Source organism: Streptomyces sp. NPDC020681 (genome assembly GCF_044334895.1).
GTDB lineage: Bacteria > Actinomycetota > Actinomycetes > Streptomycetales > Streptomycetaceae > Streptomyces.
Map to the genome: position 1 here is coordinate 89,052 of NZ_JBIRTX010000017.1, position 20,290 is coordinate 109,341.

18 protein-coding genes are annotated in these 20,290 nt (G+C 72.4%); 11 read left to right on the plus strand and 7 right to left on the minus strand.

What is annotated here, in order from left to right; all coding sequences use genetic code 11:
* Positions 1 to 5 precede the first annotated feature (5 nt).
* Positions 6 to 3,122, minus strand: a complete 3,117-nt coding sequence (locus ACH4YL_RS31465; RefSeq protein ID WP_398510877.1) for a sacsin N-terminal ATP-binding-like domain-containing protein — start codon at positions 3,120 to 3,122, stop codon at positions 6 to 8.
* A 620-nt stretch (positions 3,123 to 3,742) separates the two neighbouring features.
* The gene (locus ACH4YL_RS31470; protein WP_398510878.1) at positions 3,743 to 4,675 is read right to left on the minus strand and encodes a DUF3027 domain-containing protein; all 933 of its coding nucleotides are present in this window, start codon (positions 4,673 to 4,675) and stop codon (positions 3,743 to 3,745) included.
* A 299-nt stretch (positions 4,676 to 4,974) separates the two neighbouring features.
* Between ACH4YL_RS31470 and ACH4YL_RS31475 the strand changes: the two genes are divergently transcribed.
* The 4 genes from ACH4YL_RS31475 to ACH4YL_RS31490 all read left to right on the plus strand — a co-directional run bounded on the left by ACH4YL_RS31475 (position 4,975) and on the right by ACH4YL_RS31490 (position 8,518).
* Positions 4,975 to 6,324 (plus strand): MFS transporter, encoded by a 1,350-nt coding sequence (locus tag ACH4YL_RS31475; protein ID WP_398510879.1) that lies wholly within the window; start codon positions 4,975 to 4,977, stop codon positions 6,322 to 6,324.
* Between the two features lie 88 nt (positions 6,325 to 6,412).
* Positions 6,413 to 6,892, plus strand: coding sequence for a DUF2771 domain-containing protein (locus tag ACH4YL_RS31480; protein WP_398510880.1), 480 nt, complete (start codon positions 6,413 to 6,415; stop codon positions 6,890 to 6,892).
* A 46-nt stretch (positions 6,893 to 6,938) separates the two neighbouring features.
* Entirely contained in the window at positions 6,939 to 7,682 is a 744-nt protein-coding gene (locus ACH4YL_RS31485; protein ID WP_398510881.1) for a futalosine hydrolase, read from the plus strand.
* On the plus strand, positions 7,679 to 8,518 hold the full coding sequence (locus tag ACH4YL_RS31490) for a 1,4-dihydroxy-6-naphthoate synthase (protein WP_398510882.1): 840 nt from the start codon (positions 7,679 to 7,681) through the stop codon (positions 8,516 to 8,518). Before ACH4YL_RS31485 ends, ACH4YL_RS31490 begins: the two co-directional genes overlap by 4 nt.
* A 38-nt stretch (positions 8,519 to 8,556) precedes the next feature.
* Here the strand turns inward: ACH4YL_RS31490 and ACH4YL_RS31495 are convergent, their stop codons facing one another.
* On the minus strand, positions 8,557 to 8,940 hold the full coding sequence (locus tag ACH4YL_RS31495; RefSeq protein ID WP_398510883.1) for a cold-shock protein: 384 nt from the start codon (positions 8,938 to 8,940) through the stop codon (positions 8,557 to 8,559).
* A 181-nt stretch (positions 8,941 to 9,121) separates the two neighbouring features.
* Between ACH4YL_RS31495 and ACH4YL_RS31500 the strand changes: the two genes are divergently transcribed.
* Positions 9,122 to 9,358, plus strand: coding sequence for a hypothetical protein (locus ACH4YL_RS31500; protein ID WP_398510884.1), 237 nt, complete (start codon positions 9,122 to 9,124; stop codon positions 9,356 to 9,358).
* On the opposite strand, the gene ACH4YL_RS31505 is transcribed toward ACH4YL_RS31500, so the two are convergent.
* A complete protein-coding gene (locus tag ACH4YL_RS31505; protein WP_398510885.1) occupies positions 9,328 to 9,975 on the minus strand; it encodes an HAD family hydrolase in 648 nt (215 codons plus the stop codon). The two genes, ACH4YL_RS31500 and ACH4YL_RS31505, sit on opposite strands and share 31 nt — an antisense overlap.
* Before the next feature lie 116 nt (positions 9,976 to 10,091).
* Between ACH4YL_RS31505 and ACH4YL_RS31510 the strand changes: the two genes are divergently transcribed.
* The 4 genes from ACH4YL_RS31510 to ACH4YL_RS31525 are packed head-to-tail and all read left to right on the plus strand — an operon-like array spanning position 10,092 to position 14,079.
* On the plus strand, positions 10,092 to 11,102 hold the full coding sequence (locus tag ACH4YL_RS31510; RefSeq protein WP_398510886.1) for a FecCD family ABC transporter permease: 1,011 nt from the start codon (positions 10,092 to 10,094) through the stop codon (positions 11,100 to 11,102).
* Entirely contained in the window at positions 11,099 to 12,151 is a 1,053-nt protein-coding gene (locus ACH4YL_RS31515) for a FecCD family ABC transporter permease (RefSeq protein WP_398510887.1), read from the plus strand. Before ACH4YL_RS31510 ends, ACH4YL_RS31515 begins: the two co-directional genes overlap by 4 nt.
* A 10-nt stretch (positions 12,152 to 12,161) precedes the next feature.
* On the plus strand, positions 12,162 to 13,064 hold the full coding sequence (locus ACH4YL_RS31520) for an ABC transporter ATP-binding protein (RefSeq protein ID WP_398510888.1): 903 nt from the start codon (positions 12,162 to 12,164) through the stop codon (positions 13,062 to 13,064).
* 46 nt (positions 13,065 to 13,110) lie between these two features.
* Complete coding sequence (locus ACH4YL_RS31525; RefSeq protein WP_398510889.1) at positions 13,111 to 14,079, plus strand: ABC transporter substrate-binding protein; 969 nt, start codon at positions 13,111 to 13,113, stop codon at positions 14,077 to 14,079.
* 9 nt (positions 14,080 to 14,088) lie between these two features.
* On the opposite strand, the gene ACH4YL_RS31530 is transcribed toward ACH4YL_RS31525, so the two are convergent.
* Positions 14,089 to 15,057: a hypothetical protein gene (locus ACH4YL_RS31530; RefSeq protein WP_398510890.1), complete on the minus strand. Its 969-nt coding sequence runs from the start codon at positions 15,055 to 15,057 to the stop codon at positions 14,089 to 14,091.
* Between the two features lie 102 nt (positions 15,058 to 15,159).
* Here ACH4YL_RS31530 and ACH4YL_RS31535 point away from each other — a divergent pair, with 102 nt between their 5' ends.
* The gene (locus ACH4YL_RS31535) at positions 15,160 to 17,640 is read left to right on the plus strand and encodes a helicase-associated domain-containing protein (RefSeq protein ID WP_398510945.1); all 2,481 of its coding nucleotides are present in this window, start codon (positions 15,160 to 15,162) and stop codon (positions 17,638 to 17,640) included.
* A 15-nt stretch (positions 17,641 to 17,655) separates the two neighbouring features.
* Here ACH4YL_RS31535 and ACH4YL_RS31540 read toward each other — a convergent pair whose 3' ends face one another.
* Positions 17,656 to 18,024: a hypothetical protein gene (locus tag ACH4YL_RS31540; protein ID WP_398510891.1), complete on the minus strand. Its 369-nt coding sequence runs from the start codon at positions 18,022 to 18,024 to the stop codon at positions 17,656 to 17,658.
* A 114-nt stretch (positions 18,025 to 18,138) separates the two neighbouring features.
* Between ACH4YL_RS31540 and ACH4YL_RS31545 the strand changes: the two genes are divergently transcribed.
* A complete protein-coding gene (locus ACH4YL_RS31545) occupies positions 18,139 to 19,776 on the plus strand; it encodes a DNA repair helicase XPB (RefSeq protein ID WP_398510892.1) in 1,638 nt (545 codons plus the stop codon).
* A gap of 22 nt (positions 19,777 to 19,798) precedes the next feature.
* Here ACH4YL_RS31545 and ACH4YL_RS31550 read toward each other — a convergent pair whose 3' ends face one another.
* Positions 19,799 to 20,014: a hypothetical protein gene (locus tag ACH4YL_RS31550; RefSeq protein WP_398510893.1), complete on the minus strand. Its 216-nt coding sequence runs from the start codon at positions 20,012 to 20,014 to the stop codon at positions 19,799 to 19,801.
* Positions 20,015 to 20,290 lie beyond the last annotated feature (276 nt).

The following is a 20,290-nucleotide window of genomic DNA, read 5'->3' on the forward strand; positions in this document are numbered from 1 at the left end:
GGCCGTCAGTCGAACCAGCGGTCCCTGGCCAGCTCCTCCGTGCGGGACGGGTCCTCAAGCAGCGCCGCCACCTCGAAGCGCCGCGGCCACTGGCCTGACGCCCACGCCAGGCCCGCCGCGACGCCCTCGACCGTGGACGCGTGGATCACGCCGTCCGGGGTGCGGCGCCAGTCGAGTTCGGTGCCGCCCGCCACGAGTTCCTCGTGTTCGACGTACGAGGACGGAGTGCCCGGGCCCAGGAGGACATGGACCGACTCGGGGACCTCGTGCTCCTCGCCCGTCGTCGTCACCTCCGCCGTGACCGTCTCGCTCAGGCGGCGGACCTGGAAGAGCTCCGCCAGTTCGGCGGCGCGCGACGGGGTCACCGGGAGCAGCGCGAGGCCGGCGGCCAGAGGGAGGAGATCGGGTGCGTCGGCGACGACCGCGTCCGAGGCATCGACGACCTGCACCGAACCGTCGACGACCGCGCGGAGGTCGTCCGGGAGCGTCACCTGCTCCGGATCGAGTTCGGCCAGCGCCGTGTACAGGGCGTGCAGTTGGGCAGCCCGCACCGGACGCGACGGGTCCGCCAGGCGGCCCAGGAGTTCCGCCGCGCCGCCCGGCTCGTCGAGAAGCGCCGGGACGGAGGTGCGGACGCCGAGCGCGCGCAGGATCTGCGCGTCGTCGAAGCCGGAGGCATCCACCGGGTCGTACAGCCCGGAAAGCAGCGGGTCCCCGGTCGCCGAGCGCAGTCCCGCCGGACGCCGCCCGTCCAGCACCGGATGGTCCCGCAGCCACCAGGCGGTGTACGAACGGACCGTCTCCGTCGTGCCGTCCGGCAGGAGGACCCGTACGGACTGGGTCAGCGCGTCCCGCAGCGGCGGCTGGGCCAGCAGCGCCAGCGCCTGCGGCCAGCAGCCGTCGTCCACCAGGTCCAGGTCCCGTACGCCGATGAGCTCCGTGGCGACCGGCGGCACCGGCGTGTCCGGCAGCCGGTCCAGCACGTCCTCGCACCACACGTCGACCGCGTCGAGCAGTCCCGCGTCGTCGGGCTCGGCGAAGTCGCCCTCACGGGGCTCCAGTTCATCGGGGTCGAGGACCACGTCCGTGGCGCGTACGAGCGTGAAGTTCGCCAGCACTCCGCACGCGGCGAGCGGCTGCTCGCCCCAGCGTTCGGCGAGCCGGGCATCGCACAGGGCCAGTTCGTCCTCGCTCATCACGGAGGCGAACGGACTGCCGGGCAGAACGAGTTCACCCGCGGGTGCCAGCTCGCCGTCCTCGTCCGGCAGCGCCAGCGCGCCCAGCCACGGCTCGTCGCCGGGCTCCAGACCCGCGTCCTGCACCAGCGCGAGGACCGTGTCCACGATCTCGTCCGCGTCGAGCGCGTCCTCGTCCCAGATCTCGCCCACGTCGAGCGAGCCCGCGACCGCCGCCCGCACCTGCGGCGTCGTCAGCACCGCGCGCGGTGTCGCGGGCAGCGCGCCAAGCTTCTCCAGCAGCGGATGCGCGGCGTCTGGATGGACGACCTTCAGGCCGAGACGGGCCAGCTGCGGCGGGGTCTCGGCGAGCGGCAGCAGCGTCTGCCGCGGGCCGATCGTCGTCCGCCCGTCCGACAGGGGCACGGGAAGACCGGACAGCCGGTCCGGGTCGACACCGGCGAGGCTGTCGTACAACCGGCGCCACCAGCCGGGCTCGCGCTCCAGACCCGCGAGCCGGTCGATCGCCTCGGTCAGCGGCACACGCGCGACACCCAGCGTCCGCAGCTCGACCCGGCGCTCCAGACCCGCGGGCAGCAGGTTCGGCATCACCTCGGCCAGCACCTGCACCGTCTCCGCGCCCGCACCCTCCAGGACCTCCGCCTCGATCGGCCGCAGTCCGGCGGGAACCTCGCGGTCCGGCAGGCCGGTGTCCTCGCTCGGCAGCTCGCGCGGCGCGGCCGCCTCCAGGAACGCGGTACCAGGCAGCAGCCGCAGGATCTCCGCCCGCAGCACGCCGTCCAGCTCGCCCTTGCCGAGGGCACCCGGGACGAGGTCGATGGTGCCGACGCTCACCGGCTGCCACGCGCCGAGCAGTTCGGCGTACGCGTCCGCCGCCTTGCGCACCACGAAGTCGGTGAGCGGGCCGGGCGCGGGGTGGCGGCGGGTCGTGTCCAGCGGCAGGGAGGCGATCAGCAGCGCGGGCACGCCGAGAGGTTCGTCGGTGGGCGTCGGCGCGTGCACGACGGGTGCGGTACGCGGCCTGGCCGGCGCGCCGGCGTCGTCCACGGGCACGGCCCAGGTGACGGTCCACCAAGGCCGCAGCCGCTCCTCGATCGGCCGGTCCGCGAGCAGCGCGGGCTCGATGCCGCCGCTGTGGCTGACGACGCGCCAGCGGCGGTCGCCGTGCGTGCTGTCGGTGACGCTGACGTACGGGCCCTGGGCGGAGCGCCGCAACTCCCGTACGCCGTCCGGGGTTTCGATCACGATCTCGGAGAGACCGGTGAGGGTGAGGAGCAGCGCGTCGTCCACCCCGGCGAGCAGCCGCTCCACCAGATCGACGGCGGCGCCGTCCCGGAGCGGCAGGACGACCACGGTGTCATAGCCCTCGGGGGCGGTGCCCTCGGCGGGCAGCGGGAGGCGCAGCAGCGGTACGTGACCGTCGCGGCGGCGCAGCTCGTCGCCGAGGCCCGGGTTGTTCTTGGCCGTTTCCCCGGTCATCTCCCTGGCCTCCGCCAGGGACCAGCGGACACCGCCGTGCCGTCCGACGACGGCGGGCTCGTCGCTCACCGCGAGCACGGCCGCGAAGCCGACGCCGAACCGGCCGACGGCGCCTTCGTGGTCCTCACGCTTGGCCGACGCGCGCAAGGTGCTGAGGGACTCGACGCCGATCGCGTCGAGCGGGGCGCCGGTGTTGGCGGCGGCGAGCGTGTTCTCCCGGAGGGTGAGCCGCAGCCGGCCGGGGACACGGGCGCGGGCGGCGGCGTCGGCGGCGTTCTGGGCGAGCTCGACGACGAGGCGGTCGCGGTAGCCGCCGAGTACGAGGTCCTCCTCGGCGTTGGCATCCTCCCGAAAGCGGGCGGGACTGGCCCCCCACGCGTCAAGCACCCCGCGCCGCAGCCGCGCCGTCCCGAACGGGTCGGCCCACTCGGTCGTCCTGACGCTCACGCTGTGACTCCGCTCGTGTAAGTCCTGATGCCCGTTGCACCTGTGCGGCCGAAGGTACCGCGTACGGGGGGTGGTGGGCCCGCGGGCCCTGTGCTTGTGGGCGGGACTGGCGGAATTTGCTGGGGGTGGGGGTACGGGTGCGGGTGCGGGGCGCGCTGCGCACACCCACCTCGTCCCACCCACCCACCCGATCACCGGCCCTGCAGGTTCCGCCCGTCCGATCACCGGCCCCTGCCGATGCGGGCGCGGCCGCAGCCCCCAGCGGTGCCAAGCCGCCGGACGGCGCACGCGGGGCCTGGGCCGCCCGCCGGGCTCGCGGCGCGAAGGTGCTGCGCAGGCGGGGATGGGCCGTCCGCCAGCCCGACCCGCACGTTCCGTCCACCCGATCACCGGCCTGCCGGTGCGTGCGCGGCCTGCAGGGGCAGCGGCGCGAAGCCGTCGGGCAAGCGAGGCGTGGGCGCACACCGGCCCGACCCTCACGTTCCACCACCGCCCCGCCCATGCGGGCGCAGCCCGCCCTACTCGCGGCGCGGAGCTGCCGCGCGCCGGGGTCGGGGGTACCCCGTACCCCCGCAACAAGGGCGGGCGGGTGGGAGAAGAAACCCCGGGCCCGGGGCCGGCTACGAGTGGCCCAGGTCCTCCGACGGGTCGTCCGGGTCCGGGGAGACCGAGCCGCCGTCGCGGGCCGGGCGGAGGGGGAACGCGTCCGCGCCCAGTGAGTCGAAGACCGGTGGCGGCGGCGTCGGCGGCTTCGGCATCACCGCCGCCTCCGAGTGGCCACCGCACCCGTACGACAGCGAGACCACATGGCCGTCCGCCGGCGAGAACTCGTTCGCGCAGACTCCGAAGGCCTGCCGCAGCGAGCCCCCGATCGGCACCAGGAAGCCGCACGTCTGGCAGGACGCCGGTGCCGCCTGTGCCATCGGGGTCTTCGCGCCGAAGGACTCCTCCCAGCGGTCCGCGGCGACATGCAGGCCGTACCGGGACAGCACCCGCGCCCGGCGCATGCCGAGCTCTTCGGCGACCGCGGCGATCGTGCCGCGCGTGTTGCCCGAGGACGCGTCCGCAGTGCGGCGCTCGGTGAGCTCCGCGTCTTCCGCCTCGACCCGTTCGACGAGGTCGTGCGACGGCTCGCCGAGTACGGAGTTCGGCGGTGGCGCGTCCTCGCCTGTGTAGCCCGGCTCCAGGCGCAGGTCCTCCGCCTCGGTGGGCAGCAGGTCCCCCGGGCCCATGTCGCCCGGCCGCAGCCGCTCGCTCCACGGCACCCACTCCGGCGCGAGCAGCGCGTCGGGGCCCGGCAGGAGGACCGTCTCGTCGAGGGTCACGACCTTCGCGCGGGAGGCGCGGGCGACCGTGACGGCCCAGCGCCAGCCTCGGTAGCCGATCTCCTTGCACTCGAAGAAATGCGTGACGACACGGTCTCCCTCCGAGACGAGGGACACATGTTCGCCGACCACACCCGGGGCCGCGGCCTCTTCGGCCGCCGCCCGGGCTAGGTCTACCGCCTCGGCGCACAGACGGTCGGGGGTACGGCTTCGCGTCGCAGCACTCACAGGTCTCGCTTCTCTCCTACGCCGTATCACGGGTGCGCCGACCGATTCGTGAGGTACGGGCCGCAGGCGGAGCGGACCAAGGGGCCGCATCGACGTCCGCGCCCAGACCACCGTCCCGGGCACACCTACCGTCATCCATTCTGCGGGATGCCGAAGAGGCGCGCGGCCGAGAACAACCGCCGGTGGCGCGCTACGCACGCTACCCCCTCCGCAGCCCGCCGCCCACCTGCCCGCCCCAACAAGGGGCGAACAACGGAGCTTACGGTTCGTCGCGGCACCCCTTGGGGCACTATGGCGAGGTGGCAGCCGTGAGGTCGTCCGAGCAAGCCGGTTCGCTCAGAAGAGCAGGCCGGGCGGTGGGCCGTGCCCTGCACCTGCCGTTCACGGGCACGGCGCGCGGCATCCGCCGGGCGACGCACGCGCACGGCGCGGGCGAGTCGGGCCTGGGCAAACTGATCGAGCTGCACGCCGTGAACGGCGCGGGCGACGTCATGATCACCGTCGCCCTGGCGTCGACGGTGTTCTTCTCCGTCCCGACAGACGAGGCACGCGGCCGGGTGGCGCTGTATCTCGCGGTCACGATGCTGCCCTTCACCCTGCTGGCCCCGGTCATCGGCCCGCTGCTGGACCGCATCCCGCACGGCCGCCGCGCGGCGATGGCCGGCGCGATGCTCACCCGGGCACTGCTCGCGGTGACCATGTCGGGCGCGGTGGCGACGGGCGGGCTCGAGCTGTATCCGGCGGCGCTGGGCGTACTGGTCGCGTCGAAGGCGTACGGAGTGGTCCGCAGCGCGGTGGTGCCGCGGCTGCTGCCGCCGAAGTTCTCGCTGGTGAAGGCGAACTCCAGAGTGACCCTGGCGGGCCTGGTGGCCACCGGCGTGGCGGCGCCGATCGGGATCGGGCTGCAGCGGATCGGGCCGCAGTGGCCGCTGTACGGGGCCTGCGCGCTGTTCCTGCTGGGCACGTACTGGGCGTTCACGATGCCGCACAAGGTTGACTCGGCGAAGGGCGAGCGCAAGGCGCACATGCTGACGCACGGCGAGACGAAGCCGTCGCTGCGTACGGTCGGGCCCTCCGTACTCCACGGGCTCCAGGCGAACGCGGCCTTCCGTGCACTGTCCGGGTTCCTGATCTTCTTCCTCGCGTTTCTGTTGCGGCAGCATCCGCTGGCCGGGCAGAGCGCGGCGGTGTCGCTGGCGATAGTGGGCGTGGCGGCCGGTGTGGGCAACGCGCTCGGCACGACGGTCGGCGCGTGGCTGAAGGCTCGCGGCCCGGAGCTGATCATCGCGGCGGTGGAGGGGCTTGTGCTGGGTGCGGCGATCACGGCGGCGCTGTTCTTCGGCGCCGGGATGGTGGCGGTGTTGTGCGCGACGGCCGGCCTGTGCGCGGCGCTGGCGAAACTGTCCCTGGACGCGCTGATCCAGCGCGACGTCCCGGAACAGGTCCGTACGTCCGCCTTCGCCCGCTCGGAGACGCTGCTCCAGATGTCGTGGGTGGCGGGCGGCGCGATCGGCATCGCGCTGCCGCTGAACGGGTCGCTCGGAATGTCGGTGGCGGCGGGCATCGTGGGGGCGGGCGCGCTCTTCTCGGTCCGCGGCCTGCTGACCGCGGCGCGCAGAGGCAGCGGCCCGCGCGCACGGGTGGCGTGACGTCCGGACCGGGCGCGCCCGGTCCGGCGCGGCGCGCGCGTGGTGACCCGGGCGCGGTGGGGGGCATCGCGACCTATAGCCTTTCGGCATGACCGTTGCGTACTTCTCCGGCAAGCGCCGCCGGGCCGCTGCTGCCGTGGGTGCCGTCTCTGCCGGGCTCCTCGTACTTTCCGCCTGTGACAAGCCGACGCCGCTCGCGACCGTGACGGTCGGGACGAAGTCCGTCAGCTCCGAGGCGACCTGCTACGACGATGGCAAGGCCATCAAGGAGTCCCTCATCCAGGGCTGCCTGAACAAGAAGACCGGCAAGACCATCAAGGTCGGCGCGGACGACAAGGTCCGCTTCGGCGTCGACCCGGAGGTCGCCGACAACGGCTGGACCCTCTTCATCGGCGGCCAGCAGGCCGAGCAGGAGCCGTACCACAACACGTACCGGTCCATCCCCGGCAACGCCTTCTTCCAGTCCCAGACCGGTGAGGTCACCAGCAAGGCCCAGGTCAGCATCGTCGAGACCGATGGCAAGAAGCTGGTCGGCATCTGGCACTTCGTACTCGAGAAGTCTTCCTGACCCTGGCCCTTGCCCTGGCCCTGCCCCTGACCCAGGAGGCCGTGTCGTGCGCGTACTCGTCGTGACCGCGGTGGCGGCGGAGGCCGACTCCGTCGCCGCGGGCCTGCGAGCCTTCGCGGGCCCGGGTCCGGGCCCGGGTCCAGGCCCGGGTTCCCTGGCCCTGCCTGGCGGATACACGCTGACGCGGTTCGCCCGCACGCTCCCGCCGGCGCTCGAGAGCGACACACTCGTGGACGTGCTCGCCGCCGGCGTCGGCCCGGCAGCCGCGGCGGCCGCGACGGCAACGGCCCTGACCACAGCGCCGTACGACCTCGTCGTCTCCGCCGGCATCGGCGGCGGTTTCCAGCCCAACGCTCCCGTCGGCTCCGTCGTCGTCGCCGACGCGATCGTCGCCGCCGACCTCGGCGCCCAGACTCCCGACGGCTATCTCACCGTCGACGAACTCGGCTTCGGACGGTCGGTGCACCTCCCGCCCGCCGACCTCGCCGCCCGCGTCGCCAAGACCGCCCAGGCCCTGTACGCGCCCGTGCTCACCGTCTCCACCGTGACCGGCACCGCGGAACGCGCCGCCGAGCTGAGCGGACGTCATCCCCGGGCCGCCGCCGAGGCCATGGAGGGTTTCGGAGTCGCCGAGGCCGCCGCCGCGCACGGCGTGCACGTCCTCGAGATCCGCGCGATCTCCAACACCGTCGGCCCGCGCGACCGCGAAGCCTGGCGCATCGGGCAGGCGCTGGACTCGCTGCGGTACGCCTTCCAACTGCTCAGCCCTCTCTTCGAGGAGTCGCCGTGACCCTGCAGATCGCGTACTCGCCGTGCCCGAACGACACCTTCGTCTTCGACGCCTGGGCACACGGCCGGGTCCCGGGCGCGCCCGCCATCGATGTGACGTTCGCGGACATCGACATCACCAACGGCATGGCCGAGCGCGGCGAGTTCGACGTCCTCAAGGTGTCGTACGCCGTGCTGCCGTGGGTCCTCGACGAGTACACGCTGCTGCCGTGCGGCGGCGCGCTGGGCCGCGGCTGCGGACCGCTCGTGCTGACCCGCGAGCCTGGGGTGGACCTCACCGGGAAGACCGTCGCCGTGCCGAGCGAGCGCTCGACCGCGTATCTGCTGTTCCGGCTGTGGGCCGCGGACATGGTCCCGGGCGGCGTCGGCGAGGTCGTCGTGATGCCGTTCCACGAGATCATGCCCGCGGTACGGGACGGCAAGGTCGACGCCGGGCTCGTCATCCACGAGGCCCGTTTCACCTATCAGAACTACGGACTGCACTGCCTTGCCGACATGGGCGAGCACTGGGAGACCACCACCGGGCTCCCGATCCCGCTCGGCGCGATCATCGCCAAGCGCTCGCTGGGCGAGGAGACGCTGCGGCTGCTGGCCGCATCGGCGCGCACATCCGTACGGATGGCCTGGGACGACCCGGTTGCCTCCCGGCCCTACGTACTGGAGCACGCGCAGGAGATGGACCCGGCCGTGGCCGACCAGCACATCGGGCTCTACGTCAATGAGTTCACGTCGGACCTGGGTGAAGACGGCTATGCCGCGGTACGCGGGCTGCTGACACGCGCCGCGGCCGAGGGGCTCGTACCGCCCCTCGGCCGCGATGCGCTGTCGTTCGTCTAGGACCTTCGGATCAGGCCCTGGGGCCTACCGCCCTGGGGCTACACATCCAGCTGGTCCGCCACCGCCCGCAGCAGGCCCGCGATCTTCGCCCCGTGCACCTTGTCCGGGTAGCGGCCGCGCTCCAGCATCGGCGTGATGTTCTCCAGGAGGGTCGTCAGGTCCTGCACGATCGACGCCAGCTCGTCCGGCTTGCGCCGCTGCGCCGCCGCCACGGACGGGGTCGGGTCCAGTACCGTCACGGAAAGCGCTTGGTCACCTCGCTGGCCGGCGACTACGCCGAACTCCACGCGCTGGCCCGGCTTGAGCACGTCGACCCCGTCGGGCAGCACTGACGAGTGAACGAAGACGTCGCCGCCGTCGTCGCGGGAGAGAAAGCCGAAGCCCTTCTCGCTGTTGAACCACTTGACCTTGCCGGTAGGCACGTCTGTCCTCGTCCTCGTACTCGTTGGGGCGCTGGGGCACCGGAAGCTGAGCGCCGAAAAAACGGCTCTGGATAGCACTACAGCGGGTCGCCTGACCCGCCACCCCCAAGGCTAATGGTCCAGGGGCTGGTGACAAGACGTCGCCGAACGGTTCCTACGCGCAGGGAACTACCCTGGCCGGATGACTGCTACTCCTCCCGCCCCCGGTGACGGGCTGGTCCGCATCGGCGCGATCGTCTTCATCGTCGGCGCTGTGGCCACACTGGTCACGGTGGCCCCGCTGTTCCTGGGCACCGAGCCCTTCCCGCCGATCGCGTACGCGGTCTGCATGCTGATGGGCGTCGGCTTCCTGATCGCGGCGGCCGGTGTGCTGCGCTCGATCGCGGCTCAGCGGCGCGCGGCCAGATCGGCCCTGTAGTCACGCAACCAGGCCGGGAACGCGGTCAGATCGTCGATGACCACATCCGCACCGGCTTCGCGCAGCTCATCGGCGGTGCAGGGGCCGGTCGGCACGGCGACCGAGATCGCGCCGGCGATGAGCGCGCCCCGTACGTCCCCGATGTGGTCGCCGACGTACACGCTCGCACCGTACTCGCGCAGCGCCTCCGCCTTTGCCTCCGCCCACAGCCAGCCGATGACCGCGTCCGGCTCGATGCCGAGATGCGCGAGATGGCGCTTGGCGTTCGGCTCGTGCTTCGCGGTGACGACGATCGCCCGGCCACCGAATTCCTGAACCGCGGACACGGCCTCGTCGGCGCCGGGCATCGCGAGGGTCGGCTCAATCGCGTAATCCGGATAGATCTCGCGGTACCGGTCGCCCATCGCCTGGATGTCCTCGTCCGGGAACCAGTGCGCCAACTCCTGCTCCAGCGGCGGGCCGAGCCGGGTGATCGCGAGATCGGCGTCGATCCACACGCCGGTCTCGGCGGCGAGCGCGAGGTAGGCGGCGTGGATGCCGGGGCGGGAGTCGATGAGGGTCATGTCGAGGTCGAAGCCGACGGTGAGGGTGGCGCGGGGGGCCGGGTGCGGTGCCATGAGGCCATTGTGCCGATCGGGGTCCGCGACCCGGCGCTCTGTCCGCTGCTTAGACTTAGCCAAGCCTTACCAGGCATTACCGAGCTTTTCGCCTCTTGCCCCGTTGATTGGTCTTCATGTCAGCCAGACGCGCGTTCGCGGTCCGCCGCATCGGCTGGACGACGGCTGCCGTCGTGGCCCTGCTGTTCGCGGTCCTGCTGAGTCTCGCGGTCGGGGCGCGCGCGATCGCACCCTCCGCGGTGTTCGACGCGCTGCTGCACGGCGGCGGGAACGCCGACGCCGATGTCGTACGGCAGTTGCGCGTGCCGCGCACGCTGATCGGTCTCATGGTCGGCGCGGCTCTCGCTCTCGCGGGCACGGTCCTGCAAGGCATCACGCGCAACCCGATCGCCGATCCCGGGATCCTCGGCATCAGCCAGGGCGCCTCGGTGGGCGTCGTTCTCGCCATCGCCTTCGCCGGGATCCACACGCTGACCGGCTACGTCTGGTTTGCCTTCGCGGGCGCGGCGATCGCATCCGTCGCGGTGTACGCCATCGCCGCGTCGGGACGCGGCGGCGCGACGCCGGTGAAACTCGCGCTCGGCGGCGCGGCGATCAACGCGCTGCTGGTGTCCGTGACCATGGCGGTCCTGACGACCAAGGCGGCGGCGCTGGACGAGTTCCGCTTCTGGCAGGTGGGGTCGGTGGCAGGGCGGGACGCGGAAGTCGTCGCACAGGTCTGGCCGTTCCTGCTCGTGGGTGTGGTGCTGGTGCTGTCGGTCGCGCGCGGCCTTGACGCGCTGGCGCTCGGCGACGACATGGCGAAGGGCCTCGGCCAGCGGGTCGCGACCGTACGGATCGTGGGCGGCGTCGGCGCGACGGTCCTCACGGGCGTGGGCGTCGCGGCCGCGGGCCCCATCGCCTTCGTCGGCCTCGCCGTCCCCCACATCGCCCGTGCGATCGTCGGCACGGACCACCGCTGGGTCCTGCCGATGGCGGCCCTCATCGGCCCGGTGATGCTGCTGGTCTCGGACGTGATCGGCCGGGTGGTGTTCCCGCCGAGCGAGATCCCGGCGGGCGTGATGACGGCACTGATCGGGGTCCCGTTCCTGGTGACGCTGGTGAGGCGAAGGGCGGTGCCCGCATGACCACCACCGTCCGCCCCGCGGGTTACGCCGTGGTGCGAGCCGGGCGAGGCTCGTATCTCCTGCACCGCCGCGCCGCCCTCGTCGCGATCGGACTCACCGTCGCCCTCGCCACGATCTGCGTCGCGTACCTCTCCGTCGGCGAAAGCTTCGTACCGCCCGGCGAAGTGCTCGACGTGCTCCTCGGACAGCCGTCCGCGCACGAGCTGGTGGTCGGGACCCTCCGCCTGCCGCGCATGGTGGTCGGTCTCCTCGTCGGCATCGCCTTCGGCGTCGCCGGCGCGCTCATCCAGACCGTGGCCCGCAATCCGCTCGCCAGTCCCGACATCATCGGCATCAGCCAGGGCGCGAGCGCGGTCACCGTCGGTGCGCTGACCTTCGGCGTCACCTCGTACACGGTCCTGCCGTACCTCTCCGTCGCCGGCGGCATCCTCGCCGCCGCCCTCGTGTACGTGTTCGCCTGGCGCGGCGGACTGCACGCGACCCGCTTCGTCCTCATCGGCATCGGCTTCGCCATCGCGCTGCGCTCGGTCACCACGCTCTTCATGACCAAGGGCGACTATCTCGTCGCCCAGCAGGCCCAGATCTGGATGACCGGCTCCCTCAACGGCCGCGGCTGGGACGAGGCCGCGCCTCTCGGCTGGACGTTGCTCGTGCTCGTGCCCGCCGTCCTGTGGGCGGCCCGCGCGCAGCGCACCGTGACCATGGACGACGACACCGCGACCGCGCTCGGCGTACGCCTGGGCCGGGTACGGCTGGGGCTCGTCCTCCTCGGCGTCGTCCTCGCCTCCATCGCGACCGGCGCCGCGGGACCCGTGGACTTCGTGGCGCTGCTGGCGCCGCAGATCGCCCGCCGGATGACGCGTACGGCCCAGATCCCGCTGCTCTGCTCGGCACTGATGGGCGCGGTCATCGTGGTCTTCGCCGATCTCCTCGCGCGAAAGCTGCTCGCGCCCACCGAACTGCCGGTGGGTGTGCTGACGGCCGCCGTCGGCGCCCCGTATCTGATCTGGCTCATCGTCCGGAGCCGTACCGCTGGAGGAAAGTCGTGAGGGGAAAGTCGTGACCAGGCTGACGGCCCGCGAGCTGACGCTCGCCTACGAGGACCGCACGGTCGTCCACGAACTCGACCTGGCGGTCCCGGACGGTCGCGTCACGGTGATCGTCGGCCCGAACGCCTGCGGCAAGTCGACCACCCTTCGGGCCCTCGGCCGCCTGCTGAAGCCGAAGGGCGGCGCGGTCGTCCTCGACGGTACGGAGCTCTCCCGCATCCCGACGAAGAAGATCGCGCAGTCGATCGGCCTGCTGCCGCAGTCCCCGGCCGCGCCCGAGGCGATCACCGTCGCCGACCTGGTCGCGCGCGGCCGCCAGCCGCACCAGGCGTGGTGGAAGCAGTGGTCGGACGAGGACGAGCGGGCCGTCACGGACGCGATGACGCGTACGGATGTCACGTCGCTCGCCGGCCGGCCGGTGGACGAACTGTCCGGCGGGCAGCGGCAGCGCGTGTGGATCGCGATGGCTCTGGCGCAGGAGACGGATCTGCTGCTGCTGGACGAGCCGACGACGTATCTCGACATCGCGCACCAGGTGGAGGTCCTCGACCTGGTGCGCCGGCTCAACCACGAGCGCGGCCGGACGGTCGTGGCCGTACTCCACGACCTCAACCAGGCGGCGCGGTACGCGGACCATCTCGTCGCCATGAAGTCCGGCCGGATCGTCGCGGAGGGCCACCCGGCGGAGATCGTCACGGCAGCGCTCGTACGGGAGGTCTTCGGCCTGGAGTCGACGGTCATCCCGGACCCGGTGACGGGCTCACCGCTGGTGGTGCCGGGCGCGCCGTGGGCGGCCGACGCCGCCGGAAACCCGCGGGTCCATGCCGGGGTGCAGGACGCCGCCGCCGACCGGCCGGGCAGCGGCACTGTCGTCCCCGCGCCGGCGAAGCCGGACGACAGCAGGCAGCACTGACCGCCGACCGCCTCCACCCGCCCCTTCCACCGAAAGGCAGCTGCCCATGACCGGAAACCCCCGCCGCCGCGGCCTCGTCGCCGGAACTCTCGTCGTGGCGGCCGCCGTTGCTCTCTCCGCGTGCGGATCGTCGGACTCCGACGCCTCCTCGCCCGGCAAAGGCGGCACGCACACCGTGAAGACGGCCATGGGCGACGTCCAGGTGCCCGACGCTCCGAAGCGGGTCGTCGTGCTCGACACCGCCGAGCTGGACTCCGCGATCACCCTCGGCGTGAAGCCGGTCGGCTCCACGCACGCCGACGTCGAATCGGGCTTCCTGAGCTATCTGCCGAAGGACCGGGTCGCGGGCATCAAGGACGTCGGCGAGATGATGACGCCGAACCTGGAGGCCATCGCCGCGCTGAAGCCGGATCTGATCCTGACCAGCAAGATCCGCCACGGCGACAAGTACGCGCAGCTGAAGCAGATCGCGCCGACGGTGATGACGGAGACCACCGGCCACCCCTGGAAGGAGAACTTCCAGGTCCACGCCGACGCCCTCGGCAAGAAGGCCGAGGCGCGGCAGACCGTCGCGGCCTACGACGCGCACGCGAAGCAGGTCACCGAGTCGATCGGCGGCACCGCCGCGGCGGCGGCCACCACGGTCAATGTGGTGCGCTTCGTCGAGGGCGCGGACATCCGGATCTACGGCAGGCAGAACTACATCGCCACGATCCTCGCCGACGTCGGCCTGGGCCGTCCCGCCATCACCGACAAGGCCAAGGACGGGTTCTCGTACGACGTGAGCCCGGAGAAGATCGACCTCGCGGACGCGGACGTCATCTTCCACTCCACGTACGGAGATCCGAAGAAGGCGAAGCAGACGCAGACGCTCGGCAGCGGGCTGTGGAAGAACCTGCCCGCGGTGAAGACGGGCAAGGTGTTCGCCGTCGACGACGAGCTGTGGATCCAGGGCATCGGCTACACCGCGGCGAACAAGATCCTCGACGAGCTGCGCACCAACGTGGCCGAGTAGGAAGGGCGTTCAGCGTCGGCGCGCCCGCCACAGCAGATACAGCGCCGACGCCACCGCCGCTCCTTTCACCACCCACGGCCAGGTCCCCGCCAGCACGTCCCGCATGCCGTCCTCCGGAATCGGTTCGCCCCAGCGGCCGTTGATCCGGCCCCAGAGCCAGACCACGCCGCCCGTGACCACCAGTCCCGGCAGACCGGCCACCACCCACTTCGCCTCGGTACGGGAGAGCCTGCGCGAGGCGTACGCCAGCAGCCAGCCGCCGCCGAGCGCGATCCAGGAGCCGAGTACCGCGCCCGCGATCAGCAGCGCCGCGGCGAGCAGCAGGAACGGGTTGCCGAAGCCTGCCCGCGGCAGCCACCGGCGCGGCCCGGCGGCCTCTTCCTCCGCGTCCTCGTCCTCGTACTCCTCCTCGTACGGGTCCTCTTCCTCGTCCTCGACGTCCTTCTTCACCGGCGGCGGTTTCAGTATTTCCGGGATCTCCACCCCGCCCACGAACCCCGCCACACTCTCGCCCGCCCCGAACGGCTTCGGCTCGACCCGCCACCAGTCCGGCTGGGCGCCGGACGCGCCCAGCTCGTCCATCCCGGCCAGGTGCGGCGGCGAGGCGCCCGCGGAGGCGGACGGCGCGCCGGCCTGATCGGGAGCGGATCTGCGCGGGCGCGGAATCCGGCGGCGTACGCGCTGACCGGGCAGTGCGGTCTTGCCCGTCGAGGGCTCCGCAGGCTCCCGCACGGGAGTTTGCGGCGCCGACGCGCCGCCGGCCGAAGCCACGATCTCGTCCGGTGTGCCGAGCCGTCCGAGGATCCGGCGCACCGCGGCCGGGCTGTCGGCGCTCGCTTTCGCGCGCTGCCGGTCGATCTCGTTCCGCAGCGCCGACACCAGCTGCATCCGCGTCCCGGACGGCAGCTGTTGCTGCTGGGCCAGGTCGCCGACCTTGCTCAGATAGTCGTAGACGAGCTGGTCGCTCTCGATCCCCACAGGCGTTCCCCTGCCGTTCCCTGCCGGGCCGCCCTGTCTTCCCGGGCCCGCCCTGTCCCCGACGGTAGCGTTCCAGGGTCTACCGTGGGGCGGATGGGGACCATGCCCGAAGGAAGCAGTCCGCGCACGCTGGCCGAGGCCCTGCGTAACCGCGACGACGAGGAGCTGGCCGCGCTGCTGCGTGCCCGCCCCGATCTGCTGAGCCCCGTGCCCAACGATCTGACGCAGCTGGCCACCCGTGCCGGTACGCGTGCCTCGGTCGTACGGGCACTGGAACGCCTCGACCGGTTCACTCTGCAGACCGCCGAGGCGCTGGCCGTGGCCCCCGACCACGCCCCGTACGCGACGCTGCTCGCGCTGCTCACCGGCGACGAGGGTGACACGGCGATCGAGGCCGCCCTGCCGCGCGCGGTCGGCGCGCTGCGCACACAGGCGCTGATCTGGGGCGGAAACGACAAGCTGCGGCTGGTGCGCACCGCGCGCGAGCTCCTCGCGCCGTCGCCCACCCGGCCCTCGCCCACCGGTCTCGGTCCGACCGTCGCCGAGTCGACCTCGGGCATGTCGCCGGGCCGGATCCAGGACATTCTGGCAACGGCCGGACTGCCGACGACCCATGACCCGGTCTCCGCCGTCGCGGCGCTGACCTCGCTCTTCACCGACCGTACGCGGATGGCGGCGCTGCTCGACACGGCCCCCATGGAGGCGCTGACGGTGCTGGACCGGCTGGTCTGGGGCCCGCCGTACGGAGAGGTGACGGCGAATCCGACGCCGCCGGTGCAGTGGCTGCGCGACCGCGGGCTGCTGCTGCCCGCGTCGCCGCGCACGGTCGTGCTGCCGCGGGAGGCGGCGCTGCATCTGCGGGCGGGGCGGGCACACCGTGTGCCGGAGCCGGAGCCGCCGGAGGTCAGACCCGCGGCAACGGCGTCGGCCACCGGCCGTCCACAGGTTGTGGACAGCACGGCGGCCGGCCAGGCGTACACCGCGCTGCAGACCGTCGAGGACCTGCTCCAGGACTGGCACGAGGGCGGGCCCGCGGTGCTGCGGTCCGGCGGACTTTCGGTTCGCGACCTCAAGCGGACCGCGGTCGCGCTGGACGCGAGCGAGCCGATGGCCGCGTTCTGGCTCGAACTTGCTTATGGCGCGGGCCTGTTGGCGTCGGACGGGGAGGCGGACGAGCGCTACGCGCCGACGCCCGCGTACGACGAGTGGCTCACCTGGCCCCCGGCCGAGCAGTGGGCGCTGCTCGGCACGGCCTGGCTCACCGCGACCCGCACACCGGGCCTGGTCGGCACACAGGACGGCAAGGGCCGGGCCCTTGCCGCGCTCGGCCCCGACCTGGACCGGTCGGCGGCCCTGGAGGTACGCCGCCGGGTCCTCGACCTGCTCGCCACCCTTCCGGCGGGCACGGCCCCGGACCCGGAGACGGTCCTGGCGCGCCTGCGCTGGGAACGCCCGCTGCGGGCCTCGGGCTCGAACCCGGACTCGAACGCGGCCCGCAACGTGGCGGAAGGACCGCTGGACCTGCGCTCCCGCATCGCCGCGTGGACGCTGTCGGAGGCGGAAGCCCTGGGCATCACGGGCCGCGGAGCCCTGTCGACGCATGCGCGTGCGCTGCTGAGCCCCGAACCGCTCGACGCCCGGGCCGCCACCGCCGCCGGCATCCTCGCGCCCCTCCTCCCCCAGCCCCTCGACCATGTCCTCCTCCAGGCCGACCTCACCGCCGTGGCACCGGGCCCCCTGGAACGGCCGCTGGCCGAGACGCTCGCCGTGCTCGCCGACGTCGAGTCCAAGGGCGGCGCGACCGTCTACCGCTTCACGCCCGGCTCCGTGCGCCGCGCACTGGACGCCGGGCGGGCCGCGTCCGACCTGCACACCTTCCTGGCCACGCACTCCCGTACGCCCGTGCCGCAGCCGCTGAGCTATCTGATCGACGATGTGGCCCGCCGCCACGGCCATCTGCGCATCGGCGCCGCGTCCGCGTACGTCCGCTGCGACGACGACGCGCTGCTCGACGAGATCCTCGCGGACAAGAGATCGCAGGGCCTGCGGCTGCGCCGCCTCGCACCGACCGTGCTGGCCGCGCAGGCCGACCCGGCCACGCTGCTCGACGGGCTGCGGACCATGGGCTACGCGCCGGCCGCCGAGTCCGCGGAGGGCGACGTACTGATCACCCGGGCCCACGCCCGCCGCACTCCCCCGCGCACCGCCCCGGTCCCGGTCCCGGACGGCCCGCCGACGCCGGACGCCACGCTGCTCGGCGCCGCGGTGAAGGCGATCCGCGCGGGCGACCTCGCGGCCACGGTCGTCCGCAAACCGGGCCTCGACACGGCGGCGCGCAACGGCGAACTGCCCCGCAGCACCTCCGCCGAGACCCTCGCCACCGTCCAGGCCGCGGCGATGACGGGCGCGGCGATCTGGATCGGCTACGTCAACGCGGAGGGCGCGGCGAGCCAGCGCGTGATCGCCCCGGTCCGCGTGGAGGGCGGCTTCGTCACGGCGTACGACCACACGGCGGACGAGGTCCGCACGTACCCTCTGCACCGGATCACGGGCGTCGCGGAACTCGCGGACGACCCTGCCTGATCCGGCCGGCAGGCCCTAGGCCTGCACGTTCCCGGTGAGAAGCGCCACAAAGAACACCAGCATCACAGCCGCGAACAGCAGCTTCGCGTAGAGGAAGGCGAAGACGCACGCCAGCGCCCCCAGCACGAGGCTCAGCGGACGACGCCGCACTGTCCGCGCCGTCAGCCAGGCGGCCACGACCATCGCCACCGGCACCAGGTAGCCGAAGGCAAATCCCAGGGGCAGCGCCCGGAAGTCGAGGTACGCGCACAGCAGTACCAACGGCGTGAAGAGCGCCGGCGGCACCCACCACCAGTCGTCGCGGACCGGCGCCGGAGCGTACGCCGGGTAGGTGGCAAGGGCCTCCGCGGGCGGCTGTGCGTACGGATTCGGCTGGATTCCCATGACCCCAGCCAACCGCTCCGCGCCGCTCGCAGGCACTGTGCGCCTACTCATCCACTCGAGTACGAGTACTCAGTACGGCACACTGGAGGTTTGGCTTACCGAAAGGGCGCAGGCGTGAACGGACCCCTCATCGTTCAGAGCGACAAGACTCTCCTCCTCGAAGTCGACCACGAGCTGGCCGACGCCTGCCGTCGTGCCATCGCGCCCTTCGCCGAGCTGGAGCGCGCCCCTGAGCACATCCACACCTACCGGGTCACCCCGCTCGGCCTGTGGAACGCCCGGGCCGCCGGGCACGACGCCGAGCAGGTCGTGGACGCGCTCGTGGAGTTCTCGCGGTATCCCGTGCCGCATGCGCTCCTCGTCGACGTCGCCGAGACGATGGCCCGCTACGGCCGGCTCACGCTGAGCAAGCACCCGACCCACGGGCTCGTGCTGACCAGCACCGACCGGCCGGTGCTGGAGGAGATCCTGCGGTCGAAGAAGGTGCAGCCGCTGGTCGGCACGCGGATCGACGCGGACACCGTCGTCGTGCATCCGTCCGAGCGCGGGCAGATCAAGCAGACGCTGCTGAAGCTGGGCTGGCCCGCCGAGGACCAGGCCGGTTATGTGGACGGCGAGGCGCACCGTATCGAGCTCGACGAGACCGGCTGGGGCCTGCGGCCGTACCAGAAGCAGGCCGTCGAGGGCTTCTGGCACGGCGGGTCCGGAGTCGTCGTGCTCCCCTGCGGCGCCGGGAAGACGCTGGTCGGCGCGGGCGCGATGGCGCAGGCGAAGGCCACCACGCTGATCCTGGTCACCAACACCGTCTCCGCCCGTCAGTGGAAGCACGAGCTGGTGAAGCGGACCTCGCTGACCGAGGACGAGATCGGCGAGTACAGCGGCACGCGCAAGGAGATCCGCCCGGTCACCATCGCCACCTACCAGGTGCTGACGACCAAGCGGAAGGGAATCTATCGGCACCTCGAGCTCTTCGACTCACGCGACTGGGGTCTGATCGTCTACGACGAGGTGCATCTGCTGCCCGCGCCGGTCTTCAAGTTCACGGCCGATCTGCAGGCGCGGCGGCGGCTCGGCCTCACGGCCACGCTCGTACGCGAGGACGGACGCGAGTCGGACGTCTTCTCGCTCATCGGGCCCAAGCGTTTCGACGCTCCGTGGAAGGAGATCGAGGCGCAGGGCTATATCGCCCCGGCGGACTGTGTCGAGGTCCGGGTCAATCTCACGGACGCCGAGCGGCTGGCGTACGCGACGGCGGAGACCGAGGAGAAGTACCGCTACTGCGCGACGACGGAGACCAAGCGGAAGGTGACGGAGGCGCTGGTACGGAAGTTCGCGGGCCAGCAGACCCTGGTCATCGGCCAGTACATCGACCAGCTCGACGAACTCGGCGAGCATCTGGACGCGCCGGTCATCAAGGGCGAGACGTCCAACGCGCAGCGCGAGAAGCTTTTCGAGGCGTTCCGGCAGGGTGAGATCAGCGTGCTGGTCGTGTCGAAGGTGGCGAACTTCTCCATCGACCTGCCGGAGGCGACCGTTGCCATCCAGGTCTCCGGCACCTTCGGGTCGCGGCAGGAGGAGGCGCAGCGCCTCGGCCGTGTTCTGAGGCCGAAGGCGGACGGTCACCAGGCGCACTTCTACTCGGTGGTCGCACGCGACACGATCGATCAGGACTTCGCGGCGCACCGGCAGCGGTTCCTGGCGGAGCAGGGGTACGCCTACCGGATCGTCGACGCCGACGAACTGCTCGGCTAGGGCCTGATCCAGACGACGGGCCCTAGGGCTGAGCCACCGGACTTCGGCGTCGGACGCCTGCCTCCTCCGCGTACTCACCGAGGACGGCGACGCTGAAGATCGCTTCGGCGAAGACCTTGACCGCGCGCAGTGCGTTGCCGACGCGGTGCGGAGAGTGGTGCGGGGCGGCGCCGCTCGCGGTGGCGCCCTGCCGGGGGTGGGGGACATGGGCTGTGGGAGTGAAGGCTGCTGTGCTCATGTCTCCATGGTGGTCTCCGGGCCCGCGTAACACATCGATCCATGGACCGAACTCCGGGGACGCGGACGTACGACTCGAGGCATACGGCATCCCCTACGGGGAGGACCCGCCGCGTCCTACCGGCGTCTCCTCCCCGGAGAAATTCGGTCGCACCGGCCGATGGCGCTGATTAGACTCCTCCGCTTGCCCGCCTCCCGCCGAGGAGCGCCGCCGACCGGACGGAAACCGGCCGGTCACCGTCTGCCCTTCTGTCTGCCCTTCCTCTTGCCGTAGTCG